At 56.7% G+C, this 22,154-nt stretch carries 15 protein-coding genes; 11 read left to right on the forward strand and 4 right to left on the reverse strand.

What is annotated here, in order from left to right; all coding sequences use genetic code 11:
• Positions 1–239 precede the first annotated feature (239 nt).
• The 5 genes from HS103_03320 (at position 240) to HS103_03340 (ending at position 8,359) form a co-directional block, all read left to right on the forward strand.
• Positions 240–2,381 carry a protein kinase gene (locus tag HS103_03320; protein MBE7511831.1) on the forward strand — a complete coding sequence of 714 codons (2,142 nt, stop codon included), beginning with the start codon at positions 240–242 and terminating at the stop codon, positions 2,379–2,381.
• 57 nt (positions 2,382–2,438) lie between these two features.
• A complete protein-coding gene (locus tag HS103_03325; protein ID MBE7511832.1) occupies positions 2,439–3,563 on the forward strand; it encodes a beta-lactamase family protein in 1,125 nt (374 codons plus the stop codon).
• A gap of 72 nt (positions 3,564–3,635) precedes the next feature.
• The gene (locus HS103_03330) at positions 3,636–6,461 is read left to right on the forward strand and encodes a serine/threonine protein kinase (protein ID MBE7511833.1); all 2,826 of its coding nucleotides are present in this window, start codon (positions 3,636–3,638) and stop codon (positions 6,459–6,461) included.
• Positions 6,462–6,669: 208 nt separating this feature from the next.
• The gene (locus HS103_03335; protein MBE7511834.1) at positions 6,670–6,978 is read left to right on the forward strand and encodes a hypothetical protein; all 309 of its coding nucleotides are present in this window, start codon (positions 6,670–6,672) and stop codon (positions 6,976–6,978) included.
• Between the two features lie 58 nt (positions 6,979–7,036).
• Positions 7,037–8,359, forward strand: a complete 1,323-nt coding sequence (locus HS103_03340) for a hypothetical protein (GenBank protein ID MBE7511835.1) — start codon at positions 7,037–7,039, stop codon at positions 8,357–8,359.
• 474 nt (positions 8,360–8,833) lie between these two features.
• Here the strand turns inward: HS103_03340 and HS103_03345 are convergent, their stop codons facing one another.
• Positions 8,834–9,910: a hypothetical protein gene (locus tag HS103_03345; protein MBE7511836.1), complete on the reverse strand. Its 1,077-nt coding sequence runs from the start codon at positions 9,908–9,910 to the stop codon at positions 8,834–8,836.
• A gap of 105 nt (positions 9,911–10,015) precedes the next feature.
• Between HS103_03345 and HS103_03350 the strand changes: the two genes are divergently transcribed.
• Positions 10,016–11,548, forward strand: a complete 1,533-nt coding sequence (locus tag HS103_03350) for an HD domain-containing protein (protein MBE7511837.1) — start codon at positions 10,016–10,018, stop codon at positions 11,546–11,548.
• A 23-nt stretch (positions 11,549–11,571) separates the two neighbouring features.
• Here HS103_03350 and neuC read toward each other — a convergent pair whose 3' ends face one another.
• Together neuC and HS103_03360 are read right to left on the reverse strand one after the other, a co-directional pair.
• The gene (neuC, locus tag HS103_03355; GenBank protein ID MBE7511838.1) at positions 11,572–12,750 is read right to left on the reverse strand and encodes a UDP-N-acetylglucosamine 2-epimerase (hydrolyzing); all 1,179 of its coding nucleotides are present in this window, start codon (positions 12,748–12,750) and stop codon (positions 11,572–11,574) included.
• Entirely contained in the window at positions 12,747–13,751 is a 1,005-nt protein-coding gene (locus tag HS103_03360; protein ID MBE7511839.1) for an N-acetylneuraminate synthase family protein, read from the reverse strand. Before HS103_03360 ends, neuC begins: the two co-directional genes overlap by 4 nt.
• A gap of 343 nt (positions 13,752–14,094) precedes the next feature.
• On the opposite strand from HS103_03360, the gene HS103_03365 reads away from it, so the two are divergent.
• The 4 genes from HS103_03365 (at position 14,095) to HS103_03380 (ending at position 19,579) form a co-directional block, all read left to right on the forward strand.
• On the forward strand, positions 14,095–15,579 hold the full coding sequence (locus tag HS103_03365; GenBank protein ID MBE7511840.1) for a phytoene desaturase: 1,485 nt from the start codon (positions 14,095–14,097) through the stop codon (positions 15,577–15,579).
• The gene (locus tag HS103_03370) at positions 15,576–16,550 is read left to right on the forward strand and encodes a squalene/phytoene synthase family protein (GenBank protein ID MBE7511841.1); all 975 of its coding nucleotides are present in this window, start codon (positions 15,576–15,578) and stop codon (positions 16,548–16,550) included. The genes HS103_03365 and HS103_03370 overlap by 4 nt, the downstream gene beginning before the upstream one ends.
• A 69-nt stretch (positions 16,551–16,619) precedes the next feature.
• Positions 16,620–17,441, forward strand: coding sequence for a lycopene cyclase domain-containing protein (locus HS103_03375; GenBank protein MBE7511842.1), 822 nt, complete (start codon positions 16,620–16,622; stop codon positions 17,439–17,441).
• Positions 17,442–17,542: 101 nt separating this feature from the next.
• Positions 17,543–19,579 carry a (Fe-S)-binding protein gene (locus HS103_03380; GenBank protein ID MBE7511843.1) on the forward strand — a complete coding sequence of 679 codons (2,037 nt, stop codon included), beginning with the start codon at positions 17,543–17,545 and terminating at the stop codon, positions 19,577–19,579.
• Between the two features lie 425 nt (positions 19,580–20,004).
• On the opposite strand, the gene HS103_03385 is transcribed toward HS103_03380, so the two are convergent.
• Positions 20,005–20,952, reverse strand: a complete 948-nt coding sequence (locus HS103_03385) for a hypothetical protein (protein ID MBE7511844.1) — start codon at positions 20,950–20,952, stop codon at positions 20,005–20,007.
• Positions 20,953–21,128: 176 nt separating this feature from the next.
• Here HS103_03385 and HS103_03390 point away from each other — a divergent pair, with 176 nt between their 5' ends.
• Positions 21,129–22,154 carry an LLM class F420-dependent oxidoreductase gene (locus HS103_03390; GenBank protein ID MBE7511845.1) on the forward strand — a complete coding sequence of 342 codons (1,026 nt, stop codon included), beginning with the start codon at positions 21,129–21,131 and terminating at the stop codon, positions 22,152–22,154.

Consider the following 22,154-nt stretch of genomic DNA (forward strand, 5'->3'; position numbering starts at 1 on the left):
CAAAACCCCGCTCCTTGACCCTCCATAAAGGAGAGGGGTTGTTTACCCCCTTTCCCCGCTTGCAGGGAAAGGGGGTAGAGAGATAGGGGTTTTTGACATACGTTTTAGAGTAGAAGCCCCCTCAAAAAAATGCACTCCCCCTCAGCCAGCATAGGGGGAGAGAGGGCTGGGGGGTGAGGGGCTGTGCGTAAGGTGAGTAAATTTTTTTTCATAGCTCATAGGGTTATAGGATGGGAATTATGGACTCATTGATAGGGAAGCGTTTAGGGCAGTATGAGATCATCTCGCGCTTGGGTGTGGGCGGGATGGCAACTGTCTACCGCGCACGGCAGGCATCGGTGGAACGCGATGTGGCGATCAAGATCATCCGCTCCGACATGATGAACGATCCCATGTTTGTGGAGCGTTTCCGGCGCGAGGCGAACACGATTGCCAAATTGAGCCACCCGCATATTGTGAAGGTCTTTGATTATGGCAGCGAGGGCGACCTTGCCTACCTTGCCATGGAACTCTTGGAGGGGGGCAGCCTTGCCCGCTTGCTCCGCGCTGAGGGGGATATGCCGCTGGAGAAGGCGAGCGAGATGCTCCAGCAGGTGGCGCGGGCGCTGGATGTTGCCCATCAACAGGGAATCATTCACCGCGACTTGAAGCCGGATAATATTTTGCTGGATAGTTTCCGCAACGCCTTTCTCACCGATTTCGGCGTGGCAAAGCTGCTGACCGAACGCAAAATGACCAGCACAGGGACGGTGGTCGGCACGCCCGCCTACATTGCGCCGGAACTCTGGAACGGCAGTTATGCTGATAACCGTACCGATCTCTACGCGCTAGGGGTGATTGTCTATGAGATGGTCACCGGACGTACCCCGCACAATGGGGAGACGCCCTACCGCATGATGCACATGCACATTTATGAAGATGCGCTGCAGGCAACCAGCATCAACCCTATGCTCCCTCCGGTGATCGATGACTTTTTGGCGGTGGCACTGGCGAAGAATCCCAACCAACGCTTCCGTTCCGCCGACCACATGGCAACGGTTTTCCAAGCGGCAATCCACAGCGGACGCCTCCCCGCCGGAATTGTCGTCCCCCCGCCAACGGGGACATATGAGAAAATGCCCACCGGAACGCAGCCAGTGGCAATTGCCATGCCTACATCCCTTTTTGTGCCAGAGCAATCAACAGTACAACAGCCATTATACGTACCATCAGCTGCTGCACAGACAGTCACACAGACAGTCGCACAGACAATGGTTACCCCTCAGCGGGGAGGCATTGCCGTTCTGGGGGTCGTCAGCATTCTCGCCCTTATCATGATTGGACTGTTTCTGACCATGAGCGGGCGTTCAACGCCAAGCGCCGCCTCCGCAGAACAGCCTACCGAAGTTGCCGCGCTGCTAACGGACATCCCAACAGCGACGGCGACCTTCACCGAAACCCCAACGGCAACGCACACGGAAACTGCGACATATACCTTCACTCCAACGCATACCTTCACACCATCCCTGACGCCCACCGAAGCGCCCAATCAGGAAACGCTCGTCGGGTTGGTCATGGCGACGCTCAACGCCAAGCAAACGCTTGATATTGCCTCCACTATAGCCGCCTATACCGCGACCATGACAATCACCCCCTCAGAGACGCCTGATTTGCTTGCCACCGCCCAATGGATTGTAGAGCGGACAGCAACAGGAAACGCGATCACACTGGCGCTGATGGCAACAAACACCCCTATCCCAACCGCCACCTATACATCTACAAGCACCAGTACAGTAACACCGACCCCCGCTTGGGTCTCCGTCCTAACGCGCTCACGGGCTAACATCCGCATTGGTCCCAGCACAAGCTACCGTGTCTTGCTCATGGTCGATATGTCTGTTCAACTGCGTGCCTTTGCCAAAATACGCAGCAAAGAGACGAATGATTTCTGGTTCTTAATTGAAGTACCCAACGCCTCAAATGTCGCAAATGCTACAGAGAAGGGCTGGATTCACGAAAGCGCCCTGTGGACGGAAAATGTCGCCCAAATGATGGCGCTTGAAACCTTTGATGTCGTGGTGACTGTTGTTGTGCCGCCCACCGCCATGCGTACCGCAACCCGTGTCCGCACGTTTACGGCAACGCCCAACAACAATCCTTCCAGCGGGGCAACACCGATTCCCCCAACGGCAGCCAATAACCCGTCGACGTCAGCCAATAATTCGCCCACAGCAGTTCCGCCCACAGCAGTTCCGCCGACGGCAGTTCCGCCGACGGCTGTTCCGCCAACGGCGACAGCGATCCCGCCGACGGCAGTTCCGCCAACGGCGACAGCGATCCCGCCGACGGCAGTTCCGCCGACACACATTCCGTTTCCCACCTGCCAACATCAATGCCCCTAAACAATGGCTGTTATCGATAGCATTCGAGGGTTGGCAAGACATTAAAGGAAATCGACCATGCGCACCCGTTTAACACTCATAAGCGGTCTGGTTTTGGCGGTTATCCTCGCCACCTTGCCTCTCGCCGTGCCAACCCGCGCCGCAGACCTTCAAGCGGCACTACAACGGCTTGCCGATGATGCCGTTCGGGAAGGATTGGTTGGTGTCTCGATAGCCATCTACACACCGGAAGCGGGGATTGTCCTCGCCGCCGCTGGCGTTTCGGATAAAACGACGCGGACAGCCCTAACGACGAGTGATGTGGGGCGAATTGCCAGTTGCTCTAAGGTGTGGGTCGGTGCGGCGGTCATGCAGCTTATTGGCGAGGGGACCTTGGCGCTCGATGATCCGATTGCCCCATTTTTAGGCGCCGATGATCGGGACCACATTGCGAACGCCAAGACCGCCACTGTAGGGCAGCTTCTCTCCCACACCAGTGGCATTTTCGATTACTTCAACAGCGATGATTTCGGCATGGATGACCCCAATAAAATGGACTTCACCCTTGCCGAGGCGCTGCGCTATGCATGGGACAAACCCGCCGAATTCCCCGCCGGTACAGCCTATGCCTACAGCAACACGAATACCGTCTTGCTCGGCGTGATCCTTGAAAAAGTGACCGGGCAGCCCTATGCCCAAGTTCTTCGTTCGCGTATCTTCACCCCCTTAGGTTTAAAACACACCTATATTGAGGTCTTTGAGCCAGTCCCTGTGCGCATTGCGCGGGGGTATGAGGATGAAGGCGACGGGCTGATCGAAATTGGCGATAGCTATCAGGGCGGCGGCTTGCCCGATGGCGGCATTGTCACCACCGCCGAGGATATGGCGCTCTTTATGAAGGCGTTGTTCGTTGATGGCACGCTGCTGGATGCCGGACTTGCCACGCTCATGACGACTCCCGTTACCGAAGGGGAGGATGGCGAACAGGTTGGCTACCATATCTTCATCAGCCAGACCGATCACGGGCTGCGCTATGAACACGATGGGTCACTCCCCGGTTACTTGGCGGTGCAGATGCAGTACCCTAAGTCAGGGGTGATCCTTGCCATGTGGACGAACAGCGGCGGCGAAACGGCTGAAACCGTTTTCTTTGACGATCTCCAAGCGGCGGTGATCGCTCTTGTCCACGAGGGGGCTGATTGACCCCATTCATTCTCTTTTGATCTACAATCATATCCTCAAAGGGGCAGCAACCTACACAAAGGCAATTCTTTCATGAGCGATTTGATTGGGGCGACCATAGGGAATTATGAGATCACCGGTGTGATTGGGGCGGGCGGCATGGCAACGGTCTACAGCGCCCGCCAAAAGAACATCCGCCGCGATGTCGCCGTGAAGGTCGTCAAAAGCGGCGTTGGCGATGCGGCGATCATGCTCCAGCGCTTTGAGCGCGAGGTGAACACCGTCGGAGCGCTGACCCACCCCAATATTTTAAAAGTGTTCGATTATGGCGAGGTGCAGGGGGTCATTTACCTCGTCATGGAGTGGCAAAAGGGAGGCAGCCTCGCCGCCCTGATCAAAGCCCAAACACGCCTCGATTTTCCCCTGATCAACCGTCTGTTCAGCCAGATTGCCGATGCGCTCGATTATGCCCACGAACGGGGTATTGTTCACCGCGATTTGAAGCCCCAAAACATCCTCATCGATGAGCGGGGAAACGCCATTCTGACCGATTTTGGCATAGCCAAAGTGAGCGCCGAGATGATGTCGCTGACCCAGACAGGGACAGCGATGGGAACACCGGCGTACATGTCTCCCGAACAGTGGCGTGGCGAAACACTCGATGCTCGCTCCGATGTGTACGCACTAGGCATTGTCCTCTACGAGATGATCACGGGCAGCGTTCCCTTCACGGCGGATACCCCCTACGCGATGATGCATATGCACGTGTTTAACCCGCCGCCTAGCCCACGCTTGCTGCGCCCAGACGTACCCAAAGACGTTGATCCCGTGCTGCAAATGGCACTTGCCAAAGAGCGTGATGGGCGCTTCAACACAGCAGGGGAGATGGCGGAAGCGCTCTCGGCGGCGTTTAATGGAAGATCGGTTGGAGGAGCAGCCCGATCCGCACCCCATGCAGCGGAGGCAACGGCGGTAGGAATCAGCGGCGATCTGACGAACCCGCTGCCGATCACAGCGGGGGAAGGCTATAGCGGAAGTTCAATCGGGATGCCCGCACCCACCACCGCCCTTCCCGGTGACGATCCTCCCCAACGGCGCTCTCCGGTGGCATTTTTGGCTGGAATCGCTGTTCTCATTGTGGCGGTGGTGGGCGTCGTCGCCCTCAGCGGGCGGGGCGGAGCGCCCGTCGTGGAAACCGCCACACTCCCCCCCACCGAACCGCCGACACGGGCTGTCCTTCAGGCGACACAGAATCCCTTCCTTACGCCTAGCCTTCTTGCAGCGGCAGGGGCGACAGAGACCTTACCTCCAACGGCGACAGAGAAGGCGACAAATACAGCCCTCCCAACAAACACGGTCACCTCGCGCCCAACAAATACAAACACGGCACGTCCTACGAACACCGTTACCCCACCGCCCACCAAGACAAACACGCTGCGTCCGACGAATACTCCCTCTCCCACCAACCGACCACCCACCAATACCAAGCCGCCCACATCCACCCCAACACGGACGCCACAGCGGGTTGCGGCGGCGGTTCCGATTTTGGCGGAAACAGGGGCGCTGCGCCTGACCGATCACGGCTTTGATAATCTGAGCGCGGTTGTAAACGCTTGGAATATCGGTGGCGATTACAAACTTGCCTTCAAGGATGGCGTCATGGCGATGAGCCTGCGTGATCCTCTTGGCGCGGCGGCAATACACGGGGCTGGAACGGGAATAAAGGACGGGCAAGGAGCGCTGTTTTTATTCTCCTACAGCACACCCATTGGGCTGCGCAACCTGTATATTGAGATGGGACAGTATCCGACAACAAGCTATCATGGCTGGAACTTCATCAGCGACAACTCAAATCGATGGGCGGCAACCTACTGCATCGGTCTAGGGGAAACCACCGACTGCACGAATGAATTCGCTTCGGTGACCTTAAAACCGAACACGTGGTATTACCTGTTCTTCCGCTTGGGGACGACGGGACGTGTCTTTATCTATGTGTGGGAAAAAGAAAACCCCTCCGCGTTTTTGTTGAATACGGGTGCCTACCCAAGAGGGTCAGGTTGGTCAGGAAAACTATGGCAGCCCACTGTCTACATGACGGGGGGGAACACAAACACGATCTTACTGGATACCTACGAATCCTATGCTCTTCCCGCTGGCTTCGCCATGCCCAGCCTGCCACCGGGAGCAAGGGTGAGCCAAGCGGCAACGAAAACACCCACCCCCGCCCCAACACGAACGCCGCGTCTGACGGCGACAGCCACACCCCTTTCGCCGTTCCATTCTTTGGGCGTAAAGATTACGACTCGTCAGGAATTCAACAGCTTCAGCGAAATCCTCGCCGGAAGGTGGTCCGTCACAGGGTTGAAGATCGATTTTGAGCAGGGCGTGGCAACACTCAAAAACAGGGTAGCAGCCGATTACGAATCGATTTACCGCTCAGAACCACCCCTGACGAGTGGGAAGGGGCTTTTAATGCGCTTTCAATCGCCCGACGGCAGCGGCGCGAAGTCCTTTTATCTCAGCAGCGGCGAATGGGCGAAACCCGGCTACCGCCGTCTGAATTTTACCGCAAATTGGAGCGAAAATACATGGTTTCCCTATCTGTGGGGATGGGATAGCGCGGGGAAGGAATTCACCCAAAACCCAGGCAGCAGCGTGACCCTGAACCCCAACCGCTGGTATTACCTGTTCATCGGCGTTCAGGGGGCGGGGCAATTCACACTGGCGGTCTGGGAATCAGGGGTGGCGCAGTATGCCTTGAAGATCGTCATACAGCCGACAACGAATGGTTGGGCGGGCAACGATTGGATACGTCTGATCGAACTGCATGATGGGGCAACGCTGAAGATTGATATGTATGAGGAATTCACCATGCCGACGGGGTTTGCCCTACCCGTCGTGCCGCCCAAAATGCCTTAGAGGGGGAGTATGTCCCAAGCCCCCTCTCCAAATGGAGAGGGGAACATGATAGCTGATAGCCGTCGTACTTCTTCCCCTTACGCAGTTGGGTTTGTTCACCCCGTATTCATCGAAAGGGGCAGTTTGAGGGGGTTTCCCCCTCAAAAAACAAAAAAGTGCATTCCCCCTCTCCCGCTTAGCGGGAGAGGGGGTTAGGGGGTGAAGGTCTGTGCGTAACGTCTACACCTATAATTCGGTGAAGAAGGTAGTCATATCCATTGTTCAATGCTTTTGTTGTTGGCTTGGATTGTCCATAGACGCTGCCTTCTTTTCCTTACCGGACAAGCCCTTTAGGGTGGGGTGGTTTACCCATAGCCCGATGGATTACCGTCGGGCGGGCGTGGGCGACCCAGGGGACGTCCCTACGGGGGGGATGGTGCGGGCGACCACACGGGGTCGCCCCTACGCTACGATGAATGGGCTGTTCCTGCCGAGGTGCATGGCGGGGATGATGGGCGAAAACTGGCGATTGCGGTAGATTGGATAGACTTTATCGCCCGTGTTGAGCCGGACTATTTCTAAGGATACCACCTCATTTGACCACCTTGCTTCTACGTCCCCGCCGCCGCCTGTTCGCTATCCTCGCCGCTGTCCTCTTTCTTGGCGGTGTCTTTGCCGTTTTCGATTTGCGCGGGCGGGGCGCCTTGTGGCGCTACCTGTACAGCCTCACCGGCGAAGTAGACCCCTTTCCACAACTTTACGCTTACCTTGCCTATCTCGGCAACGTCACCCGCCGCCTGCCGAACACCGCCGATGAGATCGCCACCAACTACCCCGTCGAAAACCCGTTGGGCGTGAACACCTTTCTTGAGCTTGAGCCGGAACTGGCAAAGCGCGAACGGCAGATGATCATGATTGCTGAGGCGGGAATCGGCTGGATGCGCCAAAAGTTCACCTGGCAAGACATTGAAATTCACGGGCGCGGCGACTTTATGGATCGTCGCAACGACATGAACGGCGACGGGACGCCCGATCCAGTAGACGCATGGCTAAAATACGACACAATTGTTGACCTTGCCAACGAATACGGGGTGAAGATCATCGCTCGCTTGGGGACGCCTCCGGCATGGAGTCAGCCAGAGGGCGTGAAGGGGACATTTGCCCCGCCGGAAGACCTTCAAGATTACGTCAATTACGCGGCAGCAGTGATCACCCGCTACAAAGGGCGTATTCGCCATGTGCAAGTTTGGAATGAGCCAAATTTGGAGATCGAATGGGGTGGGCAGCCGGTTAGCCCAGAGCGCTATACGGAGATGCTGTGCCGAACGTATCAGGCACTTAAAGCGATTGATCCAGAGATCGTCGTGATCACCGGAGCGTTAGCGCCAACGGTGGATATTAGCGGCTACAACCTGAACCCGAACATCTTCCTTCAGCGAATGTATGACGCCGGAGCAAAGCCCTGCTTTGATATTCTTGGCGGGCAAGGCTACGGCTTGTTCAGCGGACCCACCGATAGGCGCGTGCGCATCACCACAATCAACTTTAACTATCCGATGTGGCTGCGCGATGTGATGATTGCCAATGGCGATGGTGAGAAGCCCATCTGGATCGGGGAAATGGCGTGGAATCCCGTCCCCGATGCCGAAACTGCGCCGGATATGGTCGGGCGCTATGTCTATGGGCAGGTGACCGACGAGCAAGGGGCGCAGTATGTGGTTGATGCCTATCAGCGCGTTCGCGAGGAATGGAAATGGACGGGGGTGATTTGTTATTGGTATTTCAAACGCCCCGACGAAAGCGAGAAAAACCAGAGTTGGTATTACTTCCGCATGGTAGACCCCGATTTTACGCCGCGCCCAGTCTATGCGGCGGTGAAAGCCTACGCCGAGAAAATGGGCTACAAACGGCAGCCCTGATGGATAGGAAAGGTATAGGGGTTACGCCCTTGACCCTGGTTGCTTTGTACGTATCCAAAGGGACAGTCTGAGGGGGAAGCCCCCTCAAAAAGCGAAACCCCCCTCCTCCCAATGGGAGAAGGGGGCTAGGGGGATGAGGACTCCCACGAAAACGGGGAATCCGCACTACTGGTTATTATTGCCGTACCCTCACTGGTTGGGCTGCAACCAGCCTTCTTACAAGAAGGGCAAGCGTCGTTCGTTTACGCCTTAGATCATCATCGCCTAGCCCATCGGTAAGTATGTCGTGATAAGGGGGGCTGTCAACCACTAAGGGGTCAATCTCCTTGAAATATGCTGTAGATTGTGTTGATAGTGTAATCCCACTGCTCCCGCCGCTAAAGTGGGGGTTGAAAGCAGCCGACCCTTTGGGGCTTAAAAGGCGTCGCTGCCCAGAGATTTCTACTTTCCTCACGCCAAAAGATTTTTTTGTACTTAGGCTTTATTGCGGGCAAATTCCTGCATAATCGGGCTGAAGGCAAGCATCGTCCCCCGCTCCCCAATCGTCTTGACCAAGCCCTTTGCCTTCAGTTCTTGTAAGGGGACAACATCCTCACGGGTGGGGCGCTGCCCGCTCACCAGCCGTTTCAGCGCGTCGTGTTCACCTTCCCGCAGGGAATCCCAAATCTTTTCACATTCTTTCCACAGCGACGCATTGCGAACGACTAACTGCCCCATTTGCTCAGGGGTTGTGGGCGGTTGTGGGGAATCAACAAGGACTTTGAACGCCGCGCCGATCATCCCCGAATGCCCGCCCGTCACATCAATCAGCATATCACGGGTGATTTTCTTCAACTTGTAGTCGTAGCGCTGCTCCAAATCCAAGACCATCTCTTGGGCGTCTTTGGCGTCATAGGGACCGATGGCATAGGTGTTTGAGGTAAAGAGTTCGTAGAATTCTTCCACTTCCTCTTGGCGATCTATGTGACGTTGGTAGGGCATTTGGCGGCGCGTGGCGACCAGATAGGTCAGTTGGTATTTGCTCTTGTTACGCAGCGCCCGCAGGTTACGGAACAATTGCGCATCGTAATTTTGAAACACAAAGTCGAATTCATCAAAACATAAGGTCAATTTGAAGGGGTACGCCTCAAGAAGGTAGGTGATCCCCGTCATGAGGTGACGGAAGGCGAGATCGCGCTCTTTCGTCACAAGGTCATACATGGGAGCAAGGTCGTTCTGGAAGGCGGAAAGGCGAGGGTGGTTGGCATTGCGCACCAGATCATCCAGCGCACGGGCGATCCCCTCATAAGCGCCCCATGAGGTTTGGTCAAGCCATGAATTGCATTCGACAAGGGCGATGAAGTGATCGTAAGCCTCCCGTCCGAGGTGGTATTCCATCGTCTCTGGGCGGGTCATGTGCAGCAGCAGGCGAGACTTTCCGCAGCTTCCTACGCCCACAACGCCAACACACTCGCCGCGATGGAGGTTCGTCAACACATCACGCACCAATTGAAAACGGTAATCCAGCGTCTGACGACGATTCGGCTCTTTCGGGTTACGGTAGCTGTACACAATGCCCTCGCGCTTTCCAATTTTGGAACGGATGTCCCTTGCCCAGAAAAACTATACCATATCCCCGCAAGGGTGATGTGTGTTGGAGGTGTTAAACTAGAGATCATGATCACCCCAACCATCCTTCCTTACCATGTCCCCTTTTCGCCCGTCCTCAACGCCCTTCAGGAGGCGCTAGGGACGGATGCCAAGCGGCTTTTCCTTGTCGGTGGCGCGGTACGCGATGCCCTGCTGCGCCGTCCGGCAAAAGACCTTGATTTCGCCGTAGCGGGGGATGGTCAGCCCTGGGCGCGGCGGATTGCCAATGCCTTTCAGGGATCGTTCTACCGCCTTGACCCAACACGAGGTGTGGGGCGGGCAATCATCGAGTATGAAGGCGAACGCTATAATGTTGATGTCGCCAGCCAGCGCGGGGACTCCCTTGCTGATGATCTGAGCCGCCGCGATTTCACCCTAAACGCGATTGGCATTGCCCTCAGCGAGATTGACGCCGAACCGCAGCCTTTCCTCGACCCCCTCGGCGGGATCGCTGATCTCACCGCCCGCCGTCTGCGCCTGTGCGCCCCAAGCGCCATTTCTGATGACCCGATTCGGGCGCTGCGGGCAGTCCGTCAGAGCGTCGCCTTCAAATTGCTGATGACCCCAGATACCCTCGCCGCTATTAAACGCGAAGGAGCGTTGTTTCGCCAAACTTCTCCAGAGCGGGTGCGCGATGAGTTTATGGCGATACTTGGGGGGGTACGCCCCCATGTAGCGCTGCGGACGCTGGATATGCTTGGGTTGCTATCCTTGATCATCCCCGAGGTGGACGCAATGCGCGGACTGGCGCAGCGGAAGGCGCACATCTATGATCTCTTGGCGCACACCTACGCTGTGGTGGAGCGCTTGGACGGTGTGTTGACGGTGATCAGCCCCGAACGCACGGACGATACCGCCGCCGACTCTGCGTTGGGGATGATTGTCTACAGCCTAGACCGCTATCGCCGCGCCCTCCAAACCCACCTTGCCCATCTTTTCCCCAATGGACGAAGTGTGCGGGCGCTGCTCATCTTGGCGGCGCTGCTGCATGATTCCGGCAAGCCCTCCGTGCGCAGTGTGGATGCGGACGGCGATCCGCGTTTTTTCGGTCACGAGGCGGCAAGTGCCGAGATCGCCCGCGCCCACGCCGAAGCCCTGCGTCTCAGCAACGAGGAAAGCGAGCGCCTTGTGGGGGTGGTTGCCCGCCACAATCTTATAAGCGATCTGGTGGAAGCTGCTGCACAGGAGGGTGATGCGCTAACGCCGCGCCTGATTCACCGCTATTGGCGGGCGACGGGCGATCTTGGGGGAGTGGATATTTGTCTGCTTGCCCAAGCGGACTATCTGGGAAAGGTGGGGGCAGCCCTGAATGTACACACCTGGCTAGGGCGCTTGCAAGTGATTGAAGCCCTTTTGGATGCCTATGTCAACCACTACGATCAGCGTATTGCCCCACCTCCCCTAGTGAGCGGAACAGATCTCATGAACACACTAGGGCTAACGCCAAGCCCTCAGATTGGACGACTCTTGACCCTTCTGTTGGAAGAACAAGCGGTGGGGACGATCCACACGGCAGAGGAGGCGCTTGCCCTTGCCCGCATCCTCTTGGAAGGGAGCTAAGGGCAGCCATGCGCTGAACCATTTTAATATGTGATCAACTTCTGAATCTGCCATGTACAGGTGGCAAGCACATCGGCAATCCGTTCTCCGGCGTGTCCATCGCCATAGATTGGCTCGCTAGGGTAGCGCCCATGTGACACTTGCGCTTGAATCGCCTCGATCAGAGCCGTGCGGTTGGCGTCCACGTCGATGATGTTTTTCCCGCGTTGGCGCATCGTCTGGCGCGATCCAATGTTGACCGCCGGCGTGCCGATGAACGCCCCTTCCCGAATCGCGCTGCTGGAATTCCCGATCAGGCACGCCGTCCGCCGCATAAGGGCAATGTAGGCATCGGTGGGGAGATTCTTGAAGAAATGAATCTTGGAATCGTCGTAATGTTCGCGGAATTTGCGAATCCCACGCGCCACATCCTCTGAGCCAGCATCGGCGTTGGGCCACAAGGCGATGGTCGGTATACCCAACTTGTGAATTGCCATGAGCGATTCGGTGATCTGCCGTTCACCCTCGCCATATTCCGTCGTCACAGGGTGCTGTGAGAGCAGCAAAAAGGGCTGATTCAGGTCAAAGACGCCGCCCACCCCTTGCGCGAACAGATCAGGACCCAGCCCGTTGGCATCGTTCGTCAAAACCTCTGCTACAAGGTCAATCCGAGGGCAGCCTACAAGGTACACATCGTCGGGGCGTTCGCCTAGCTTGATGATCCGATCCCGCGCATCGGTGCAGGCGGGAAAGTGAATGTGGGCAAATTTCGTCACGGCGTGGCGAATGCTTTCATCAATCGTGCCGGAAACTTCCCCGCCCATGGTATGCGCCAGTGGAATATTCATGTATGCTGCGGCAAGGGTCGTCGCCATCGTCTCAAAGCGATCCCCGACGGTCAGGACAATATCCGGCTGCAAGGACTCAAAAATGGTGGGGAGTTCCAGCAGCCCCAATCCCGTCGATTTCGCCATTGTGCCGGGTGTCTCGCCTTCCACCAGCATGTGAACGCGGGCATCAATGGGAAAACCATCGGCTTCGATCAGTTTGACCACTGCCCCATAGCGATCCAAAAGCGCCGACGCCCCCACAACGACCCGAAGGATGAGGTCAGGGTGCGCTTGAACTGCCCGCATTGCTGATTTGATGCTGCTGTAGTTAGCGCGTGAGCCGACGACGACGCAAATCGTCCGTTTCGTGGGTGTCCTAGTGCTGGCTGTCATGGGATAAGATCGTCTTCTTTGATCAAGGTGTCGGATGGGATAGCGATGCGGGCGCGTTTGCCGATGATTTCTGGGAGGCGGCGGGCAGGAATTCCCGTACCGGGCTTTTTGACTGCCACCATCTCGGCAGTAATCGTCGCCCCGGCGGGGATGGTGATGAGGCTGACAATGCTTTTCTCAAAAATCGCTTTCATCTCGCCTTTGCCCGCCGCCACAAGGTCTTTGTCAAGGCGGGTGTTCAGCATGATTTCTACCGCCCGAATACCGCGCACCATGTCCGCGAATTCGGCTGGCTCTAGCGAGTTTTTCGCATCGCTGCCATACATCAGACGGCTGAAGGTAAAGTGTTTTTCGATGATTGTCGCCCCCACACACACCGCCGCCAGCGGCGCGTAGGGCGTCAGGGTATGGTCGGATAAGCCGACAGGAACACCGTAGCGCGTTTTCATCTCTGCCATGATGTTCAGCCCCACCTCCTCATAGGGGCAGGGGTACTCAGAGGTGCATTGGAGGATTGCCAGATCGGTGTGGTGACGGGTGATCGTCGCCACAGCCTCATCCAACTCTGCCCAACTGCTCATCCCAGAGGAGAGGATAACCGGTTTTCCCGTCTGGGCGATCACCTCCAACATGGGGATATTCGTCACCTCGCCAGAGGGGATTTTGTAGCGCTTCATCCCGATGGAGTCTAGCAGTTCAACAGCGGCAATGGAGAACGGCGAGGACATAAATTCAACGCCATGTGCTTCGCAGTGTGCCTTCAGCTCTAGCCATTTTTCGCGGCTAAAGCCCGTCCGTTGGAAATACTCATAGCGCGGCTCGCCCTTGAAATAAGGGGGCATCGGCGCATCACGGAGGGTTTCTGCCTCTGCAATATGTGTCTGAAATTTGACGACACCTGCCCCGCTTTGGGCGGCGGCTTCAATCAGTTTTTTCGCGTTGCCGAGGCTGCCATCATGAACAGAACCAATTTCGGCAATGATCAAGCAGGGGTGGGTCATGAAGAAGGGAAAATCCTTGCTGAAAGGGAACAGCCATTCATTCATGATCATTATAGCGAAAGCCGAAAGACGACTCAACGGTGCAGTCAATCTGCCCTAGTCCATCACCCCATAGGGACGTCCCCTGGGGTGCCCGCCAGCCCTCATCCCTCTAACCCTTTTTTCCTTGCGAGAGAAGGGGAAAAGCGAACGCCGTCTTTTGCCTTCTAAGCCCCGAAGGGGTGGCTACTTTCAGCCCGCTGCTTTAGCGGCGGGATCAGGCTCTATGTAATTGCTATTCCCGCCCAATCCGCGTAAAACTAAGAAGGACATCGATCATCAGCCAGACGGAAAACAACCACACATGGGGCGAATCCTCGTCATTGGGAGCGGTTTTGGAGGGCTTGCGGCGGCGATCCGCCTTGCCGCGCAGGGGCATGAGGTGACCATCCTCGAAGGGCGCGACAAGCTCGGCGGGCGTGCCTATGTCTACAGCATGAATGGTTTCCAATTTGACGGTGGTCCCACCGTGATCACCGCCCCCTTCATGTTTGATGATCTGTGGGCGGCGGCGGGGCGGCGGCGCGAAGATTACGTCCAGTTCGTCCCTTGCGATCCCTACTACCGGATTTTTGATCACCACCGGCGCAGCTTTGATTACAATGGAGATGAGTTCTTCATCCTCGACCAAATTGCCAAGTGGAATCCCGCAGATCGAGACGGCTATCAACGCTTCATGGGGACAACAAAGGCAATTTTCCAAAAGGGGTTTCTCGAACTAGCGGATAAACCTTTCTTGAAATTCACCGATATGGTGAGGGTTGCCCCCGACCTGATCCGAATGCAAAGTTACAAAAGCGTTTACGGTTATGTCTCGCAGTATGTGAAGAATGACTTTCTGCGCCGTGTCTTTTCCTTCCACCCCCTCTTGATTGGCGGCAACCCCTTTGATGCACCCTCCATCTACGCGATGATCCATTACTTGGAGCGCGAATGGGGGATTCATTACGCGCTAGGAGGGACGGGCGCATTGGTCGCCGCGATGGGGCGCTTGTTTGCCGAACTGGGCGGGACAGTTCACCTGAACGCGCCCGTTCAGCAGATCACGATCAAAAACGGGCGGGCGGTGGGCGTCCGCTTGGCGGATGGGCGAGAGATGGCGGCGGATGTTGTCGTCTCCAATGCCGATGTTGCCTCTACCTACCTCACCCTGATCGCCCCCGAACACCGCCGCAAATACACCGATCGCCGCGTGAAAAACTACAAGTACAGCATGTCCTTGTTCGTCATTTACTTTGGGACAAAACGCCTTTACCGCGATCACGGGTTAGCCCACCATAACATCCTTTTGGGGAAACGCTACAAGGGACTGTTGAGCGATATTTTTAAGGAAAAAGTGTTGGCGGATGATTTCTCGCTCTATCTGCACATGCCCACCCTGACCGATCCAAGCATTGCCCCACCCGGACACGAGGCATTTTACGTCCTTGCCCCCGTCCCCCATTTAGGGTCGGGGATCGATTGGGCGCACGCCGCGAAGCCTTATCGGGATGCGATCATGGGCTTTTTAGAAAAACACTATCTACCCAATCTGACCGAGAATCTCGCTGCTGAACACTGGATCGATCCGCGCCATTTTGAAACCACCTTGAACAGTTACCTCGGCGCGGCATTTTCCATCCAGCCTATTTTGCTGCAATCGGCGTGGTTTCGCCCCCACAACCGCTCAGAGGACGTAGAAAACCTCTATTTTGTTGGGGCGGGGACACACCCCGGCGCAGGGCTGCCCGGTGTGTTATCCTCAGCGATCATCGCAGCGAATTTGATTGGCAGTGAGGTGCGGGCGTGACGACCCAAGCATGGGAACAATCCCTTCTGCGGCGGGCGTGGGATGCGGCTGCCAGTTTGCCCCGTCCGGTATCCCACGCCGATGACGCGCTTTTGCAGCGGGCATACCATCATTGTGAACGAATGACAGCCGCCTACAGCCGGACGTTTTACCTCGCCTCTGGGTTTCTGCCGCCCAGAAAGCGCCGCGCTGTCCGCGCTTTGTATGCCTTCTGCCGTGTTACGGATAATCTGGTCGATGAATCAGAGGGGCTGACCGCCCGCGCCGCCCTTGAGTCGTGGCGGGGTGTCCTTACCGCGCCGCACCCAACGGGCGATGAACCGCAGGGGCTTGTGGCGTTGGCGTGGGGAGATACACAAGCGCACTTTCACATCCCAACAGGCTATGCCCTCCAACTGATTGAAGGGGTCGCCCGCGACTTAACCCAGACGCGCTACACAACCTTTGCTGACCTTGCCGATTATGCCTATGGCGTTGCCTCTACGGTTGGACTCATGGCAATGCATATCATTGGCTTTGCTGGTGAAGCGACGATCCCCTATGCGGTGAAATTGGGCGTCGCCCTCCAACTGACGAATATCTTGCGCGATGTTGGCGAAGATTGGGGACGTGGACGGTTATACCTGCCGAAGGACGATCTCGCCCGTTTTGGGATTAGCGAAGGGGAGATTGCCCTCAGCAGCCAAACCGGGCGGGTCACTCTAGCTTGGCGTTCGTTCATGACCTATCAGATTGCCCGCACCCGCCAGCTTTACGCTGAGGCACAGGCGGGAATCGCCTTTTTGAACCGTGAGGGGCGCTTTGCCATTGGCGCAGCGGCTCATCTCTATAGGGGCATATTGGATGTGATCGAACGAAACGGCTGCAATGTATTCACCGAACGGGCGCGGCTTAGTTTGTCGGAAAAAATGCGGCGCATCCCCGCTATTTGGTGGCGGATGCGGCGGCTTCAAGCCCCGCACCTCCCATGAGCAGCGGTGGTGGGGGCTGAACCCTTCTGAACCAAAATGTCAACTGAATCTAGCAATTGGGAACTCGTTGTGACCTATTTCGGCTTTCTGGCTCGCTATATTGTTGCCCCAACCCTTCTGCTGCGCCTTTGGGAGCTGCTCGATAAAAGGGGCGGGCGTGCTTTGCCCAATGGGCTGCGCGGCTTCCCGCTGTGGGATGTCCTCGGACTCCATGCCGCAATTGCGCTGCTGTACACCACCCCCTGGGACAATTACCTTGTGGCAACAAAGGTCTGGTGGTACGACAAGGCACGGGTCACGGGCAAAGTGATCGGCTATGTGCCGCTTGAAGAATACACCTTTTTCATCCTCCAACCGCTTTTGACCGGCGCTTGGTTAGGGACGGTGGGGCGCTACCTTCCCTCCACCATCCCTCCAAGTGGAGGCGAACAGGGCATGGCAATCCGCCGGCACGGCTTGCTGGTTGGCGGCATCGCCTGGCTGCTCTCCACCCTGCTGATGATCAGCGGTGTCAAACGGACAACCTACCTCACTCTTTTGCTCTCATGGGCGCTGCCCCCCCTCTTACTCCAATGGGCGTTTGGCGGTGATATTCTCTGGCGGCGGCGGGGGTTGGTCACCGGGGCGATCCTCCCTGCGACACTCTACCTTGCCCTCGCAGATCGCTTGGCAATCGCCAACGGGAATTGGACAATCAGCCCGGAAAAGACGGTGGGCGTTCACCTTTTTCGGAAACTCCCATTAGAGGAATTTTTATTTTTCTTTGTGACGAACATTTTGATCACCAGTGGGGCAGTGCTCATGCTGGATAGCCAGAGCAAAGAGCGTTCGATCCGTTATGGGCGGGCAATTCGCACACTAATCCGCCGTTGGTTGGGAGGCAGCGGGTGAGCTTAGATTGAATTCAAATGATCATTTGATAATTTCTGAAACGTGCGTTACATTGGGCATTCACGCGGGCAACCATGCCCAAAGAACAGGGGTTTATAAACATGCTTTCTGTCCTTGAAAAACTCTTATTTGTGGCGCTGGTCATTGCCGCGCTCGGGTTGTCGGCGCGGGGCTTTTGGCAGATGTACAAAGTTGTTAGGCGGGGGGAAGGCACGCTGAACCTTGCCAAGCTGCCGTCACGGACGCTTGAGGCGCTAAACGTCTACCTTTCCCAACGGACGACACTCCGCGCCCGCCCCCTCGTCAGCTTGATCCATCTCGGTGTTGTGTGGGGCTTCACCTTCTACTTCCTCGTCAATGTTGGCGATGCGCTGGAAGGCTTTTTGCCCGATTTCAAATTCCTCGGCACAGGCGGGCTGCTTGCCGGAGGGTATCGTCTGATTGGCGATTTATTGAGCGTTGTTGTCTTGCTTGGCGTTATTTACTTTTTGTTGCGCCGCTTTGTCTTTAAGGAAAAACAACTCACCTTTCGGGAAAATGTGTTGCTCCATCCAAATGTGAAAGCGGGCGGTATCCGGCGGGATTCGCTCATTGTTGGCGGGTTTATCCTGCTTCATGTAGGGTCGCGCTTCTTGGGGCAATCGGTGCAAATGGCTCATGGGATTGGGGTCGGACCGCAGCCTTTTGCCACAGCGCTCAGCGGGATATGGGGGACAAATCCCGATGTGCTGAAATTCTTTGATCACTTCTTTTGGTGGTCGGCGCTCGGCTTGATTGTTGCCTTTCTGCCCTATTTCCCCTATACGAAACATGCGCATCTGTTCATGGCGCCGCTCAACTTCCTCACCCGCCCACAGCGCACTTCGCTTGGGGAGATGGAGAAGGAAGACCTTGACGACGAGACAAAAGAGCAGTTTGGCGCGGCACGCTTGGAACACCTTTCCCAAACGGGGCTGGTCGATGCCTTTGCCTGCATCATGTGCAACCGCTGTCAAGATGTCTGCCCCGCCTACACCACCGGCAAAGAACTCTCCCCTTCGGCGTTGGAGATCAACAAGCGCTTCATGATCAAAGAGCAAATGGCGGCGTTTGCCGGTGGGGCGGAATCAAAAGACCCACTGGTCGGCTTTGCCATTAGCGAATCGGCAGTCTGGGCGTGTACCTCGTGCGGGGCGTGCGTCGATATTTGCCCGGTGGGCAACGAACCCATGCTCGATATCCTGGACATTCGGCGTGATTTGGCAATGGTGCAGGCATCCTTCCCAGGGGATCTCAAGAACGCTTTTAATGGGATGGAGCGTCAGGGCAACCCCTGGCAGTTGAACGAAAGCCGCCTGAAGTGGGCAGAGGGCTTGGATGTACCAACAACCGACGACAACCCCAATTTTGAGATTCTCTACTGGGTGGGGTGTGCCGCCGCCTTTGAACCCCGCGCCCAACAAACCGCCCGCTCGTTCGTCCAATTGATGCGTTTGGCGGGGGTGAATTTCGCCGTGTTGGGCGATCAGGAAGCCTGTACGGGGGATACCGCCCGCCGCGCCGGACGGGAAGACCTTTATCAGGCGATGGCGGAAACGAATGTGGAGACGCTCAATGGCATTGGGATGGCGGAAAAACGCATCGTCACGATGTGTCCACATTGTCTCCATAACATCGGCAAGGAATACCATCAATTCGGCGGAAACTACACGGTAATCCACAGCACCGAATTGATTGAGGAATTGATCACGAAAGGGAGACTTCCCGCCAGCGCCCATCCCAACCGCCAATCCAACGTGACCTTCCATGATCCATGCTACTTGGGACGGCAAAATGATATTGTCGATGCGCCGCGCAGCGTTCTAGAAAAAGGCTTAGGCGTGGCACTCACCGAGATGCCCCGACATGGCAAGAAATCGTTCTGCTGTGGGGCGGGAGGGGCGCAGTTTTGGAAAGAAGAAGAACACGGTGATGCCCGCGTGAACCTGACGCGCTATACAGAGGCGAAAGAGACAGGAGCAGCGATAGTGGCTGTGGGATGCCCCTTCTGTATGCGTATGTTCAGCGATGCGAAGGGTGAAATCACCGATGGACCAGAAGTGAAGGATGTTGTTGAACTGATTTGGGAACGCCTGGAACCTGGCGCCCCGAAGAATTAAGTACCTTACCACAATAATTTCTAAAGAACCCCTATCCCCCCCTACCCCCTTTCTCCGTACACAGGGAAAGGGGGAGGGATTCTCTCTGTGTTTACGGGGTGGAGATTAGGGTTTTCAAGTCCCGAAGGGGTGGCTGCTTTCAGTCCGCTGCTTTAGCGGCGGAGGCTGACGGGCGGTGATGGGCGCAAAGCTGTCAACAGACCCTAGGAGTCCATCAAGAGGGTAAGCATAGAATGAGACCACCCTCATCCCCCTGCAACCCGCCTTCACCATGTACCCGCTCTCCGTATGGGAGAAGGGGGAATCACGTCTTTGAGGGGACTTCCCCCTCACCCCCTCGCCCGCAGCATGTCTCCCCCTTTCCCTGTTTATGGGGAAAGGGGGAGGGGGTAGGGGTTCGTTTAGAAATTACGGTGGCGAGGGACTTAGTTGTTCTTGCGTCCGGGCTGACCGGGCTGCCCACCCTGCCCATCACGTCCGGGCATCCCCGGCATACCGGGCATCCCCCCGCCGCCCATGCCTTCCATACGAATCTCGCGCCGGTCGTGGTCGCCTTCAAACCCACCGCCTGAACGAGCAAGCAAATTCAACACGCGATCCAAGATGCGGCTTTTCTCACCCTCTACAGAGGCAGGGGCGATCAACCCCTCGGCAACATCCTTATCAATCGCCTCTGTGTACGCCTTCACCAGCGCATCAATCACCGTCTGGAGCGCCACACCCTTTGACTGCGCGTAGGTGGCAATGGAGGTGTTGTTATCGAGCGCCTTGACCAGATCGGCACAGGAGACGCCCAGTGCGGCGGCGGCTACTACTGCGGGCTTCACCGTGTTCCGGGGGCTGATTTGCCCACCCATATGCCCGCCCCCCATACTCACAACCATGATTTCCACACGCCCCACTTCACCGGGCTGCACGGGTTGGCTGCCCGTCTCTGGCGCGGCGGGAGTCGCTTCGCTGTTTGCTGGAGGCTGCCCGATGGTGCGTCCCATCCGCCCAATTGGGGTGTTGTTCTTCAGGGCGTCGGCTTGCTCTTGGGTCAGCAACCCATCGGCAACCGCCTGATCAATCTCGGCGTTACGGGCTTCGGTCAACGCCGCTTGGAGTGCCTCAACGGTGACGCCCTTTGCCTTCGCCACATCGGAGAGCGTTTTTCCGCCCACCAACGCGGCGCGGAGTTCGGCAGCAGTCATCGTCAGGACTTTGGCGGCAACCTCGGTAGTATCTATCGTGCTGCACGCCGCGTAATTCATGATAAAGCCTGCCCCGCCGCCTTGCGCAGCCGCCGGACTTGCCAAGCCAACCGCCCCCCCACCGATCACAACGGCAGCAAAAGCAGAGGCAACCAACTTACGGTACTTCATCGTTTTCATGGTGTGTTTTCCTTCCTGATATGTTCTGAACGTACTTTCAGTCTATGCCTTCGGCATGAAGAAGATATGAAGACGGTGTGCAGGTCTGCGAAAGACGATGAGTGAATCATGAACGCGGGTATCGGGGTATCATCATCAGGGAAAGTTAGGCTCAAAAGAGATTCAATAGGTGTTTTATGCGTTTAGGACTTATGCTCGGTTATTCTGGGTCAACGATTGATCTTCCCATCGATCTGGCTCAAGAGGCGGATCGCCTCGGTTATTACGCCCTGTGGACGGCGGAGGCTTATGGATCAGATGCGGTGACGCCACTGGCGTGGCTTGGCGCGTTGACAAAAACAATCCACCTCGGCACGGCAATCATGCAAATGCCCGCCCGCACTCCGGCGAATACCGCCATGACCGCCATCACACTTGACCAGCTTTCCGGGGGGCGGTTTTTATTAGGGCTGGGCTTGTCCGGTCCGCAAGTTGTTGAGGGGTGGCACGGGCAGCGCTACGGGAAACCTCTCGTGCGGACACGCGAATACATCAGCATTATCCGCGCTATTCTGCGACGCGAAAAACCGCTTGTTTATGAGGGTGAGGAATATCAGATTCCCTACACGGGGGAAGGCGCAACCGGACTGGGAAAACCCCTCAAGTCGATTTTGCATGGTCGCCCCGATCTTCCCATTTACCTTGCCGCTGTCGGACCGAAAAATGTCCAGCAGGCGGCGGCGATTGCCGATGGCTGGCTACCGATTTTCTTTTCCCCAGAGCGCTATGCCGAATCCTTTCAAGCGCAGATTGACGCTGGTTTGGCGGCGGCGGGAAAGACGATTGCCCAGTTCGACATTGCGCCGAGTGTTCCTGTTGTTATGGGAACAGATTTAGAAGCCTGTCGCCTCGCGGTGAAGCCCTTTCTCGCCCTTTACATCGGCGGGATGGGGGCGAAAGACAAAAATTTCTATTTTGATCTTGCTTGTCGCTATGGCTACGAAGGCGAAGCGGTGACCGTCCAAACCCTCTTTATGGAAGGGAAAAAGTTCGAGGCAGCGCTTGCCGTACCCGACGCCCTTGTTGATGAGATCGCCCTCGTCGGGACGCGGGAGCGGATTCGGGATCGTCTAACGGCATGGCGGGAAAGCCCGATCACGACGCTGAACCTGAGCATGGCGGATATGGCAGCCGTGCGGACGATGGCGGAACTCGTCCTTTAG

The organism is Anaerolineales bacterium (assembly GCA_015075625.1).
GTDB lineage: Bacteria > Chloroflexota > Anaerolineae > Aggregatilineales > UBA2796 > UBA2796.

What these genes read in the sequence shown, in the direction of transcription:
- HS103_03330 (MBE7511833.1), top strand. Translation starts at nt 3,636, where the DNA reads ATGAGCGATTTGATTGGGGCGACCATAGGGAATTATGAGATCACCGGT.
- HS103_03350 (MBE7511837.1), top strand. Translation starts at nt 10,016, where the DNA reads ATGATCACCCCAACCATCCTTCCTTACCATGTCCCCTTTTCGCCCGTC.
- HS103_03365 (MBE7511840.1), top strand. Translation starts at nt 14,095, where the DNA reads ATGGGGCGAATCCTCGTCATTGGGAGCGGTTTTGGAGGGCTTGCGGCG.
- HS103_03325 (MBE7511832.1), top strand. Translation starts at nt 2,439, where the DNA reads ATGCGCACCCGTTTAACACTCATAAGCGGTCTGGTTTTGGCGGTTATC.
- HS103_03385 (MBE7511844.1), bottom strand. Translation starts at nt 20,952, where the DNA reads ATGAAAACGATGAAGTACCGTAAGTTGGTTGCCTCTGCTTTTGCTGCC.
- HS103_03360 (MBE7511839.1), bottom strand. Translation starts at nt 13,751, where the DNA reads ATGACCCACCCCTGCTTGATCATTGCCGAAATTGGTTCTGTTCATGAT.
- HS103_03320 (MBE7511831.1), top strand. Translation starts at nt 240, where the DNA reads ATGGACTCATTGATAGGGAAGCGTTTAGGGCAGTATGAGATCATCTCG.
- HS103_03390 (MBE7511845.1), top strand. Translation starts at nt 21,129, where the DNA reads ATGCGTTTAGGACTTATGCTCGGTTATTCTGGGTCAACGATTGATCTT.
- HS103_03380 (MBE7511843.1), top strand. Translation starts at nt 17,543, where the DNA reads ATGCTTTCTGTCCTTGAAAAACTCTTATTTGTGGCGCTGGTCATTGCC.
- neuC (MBE7511838.1), bottom strand. Translation starts at nt 12,750, where the DNA reads ATGACAGCCAGCACTAGGACACCCACGAAACGGACGATTTGCGTCGTC.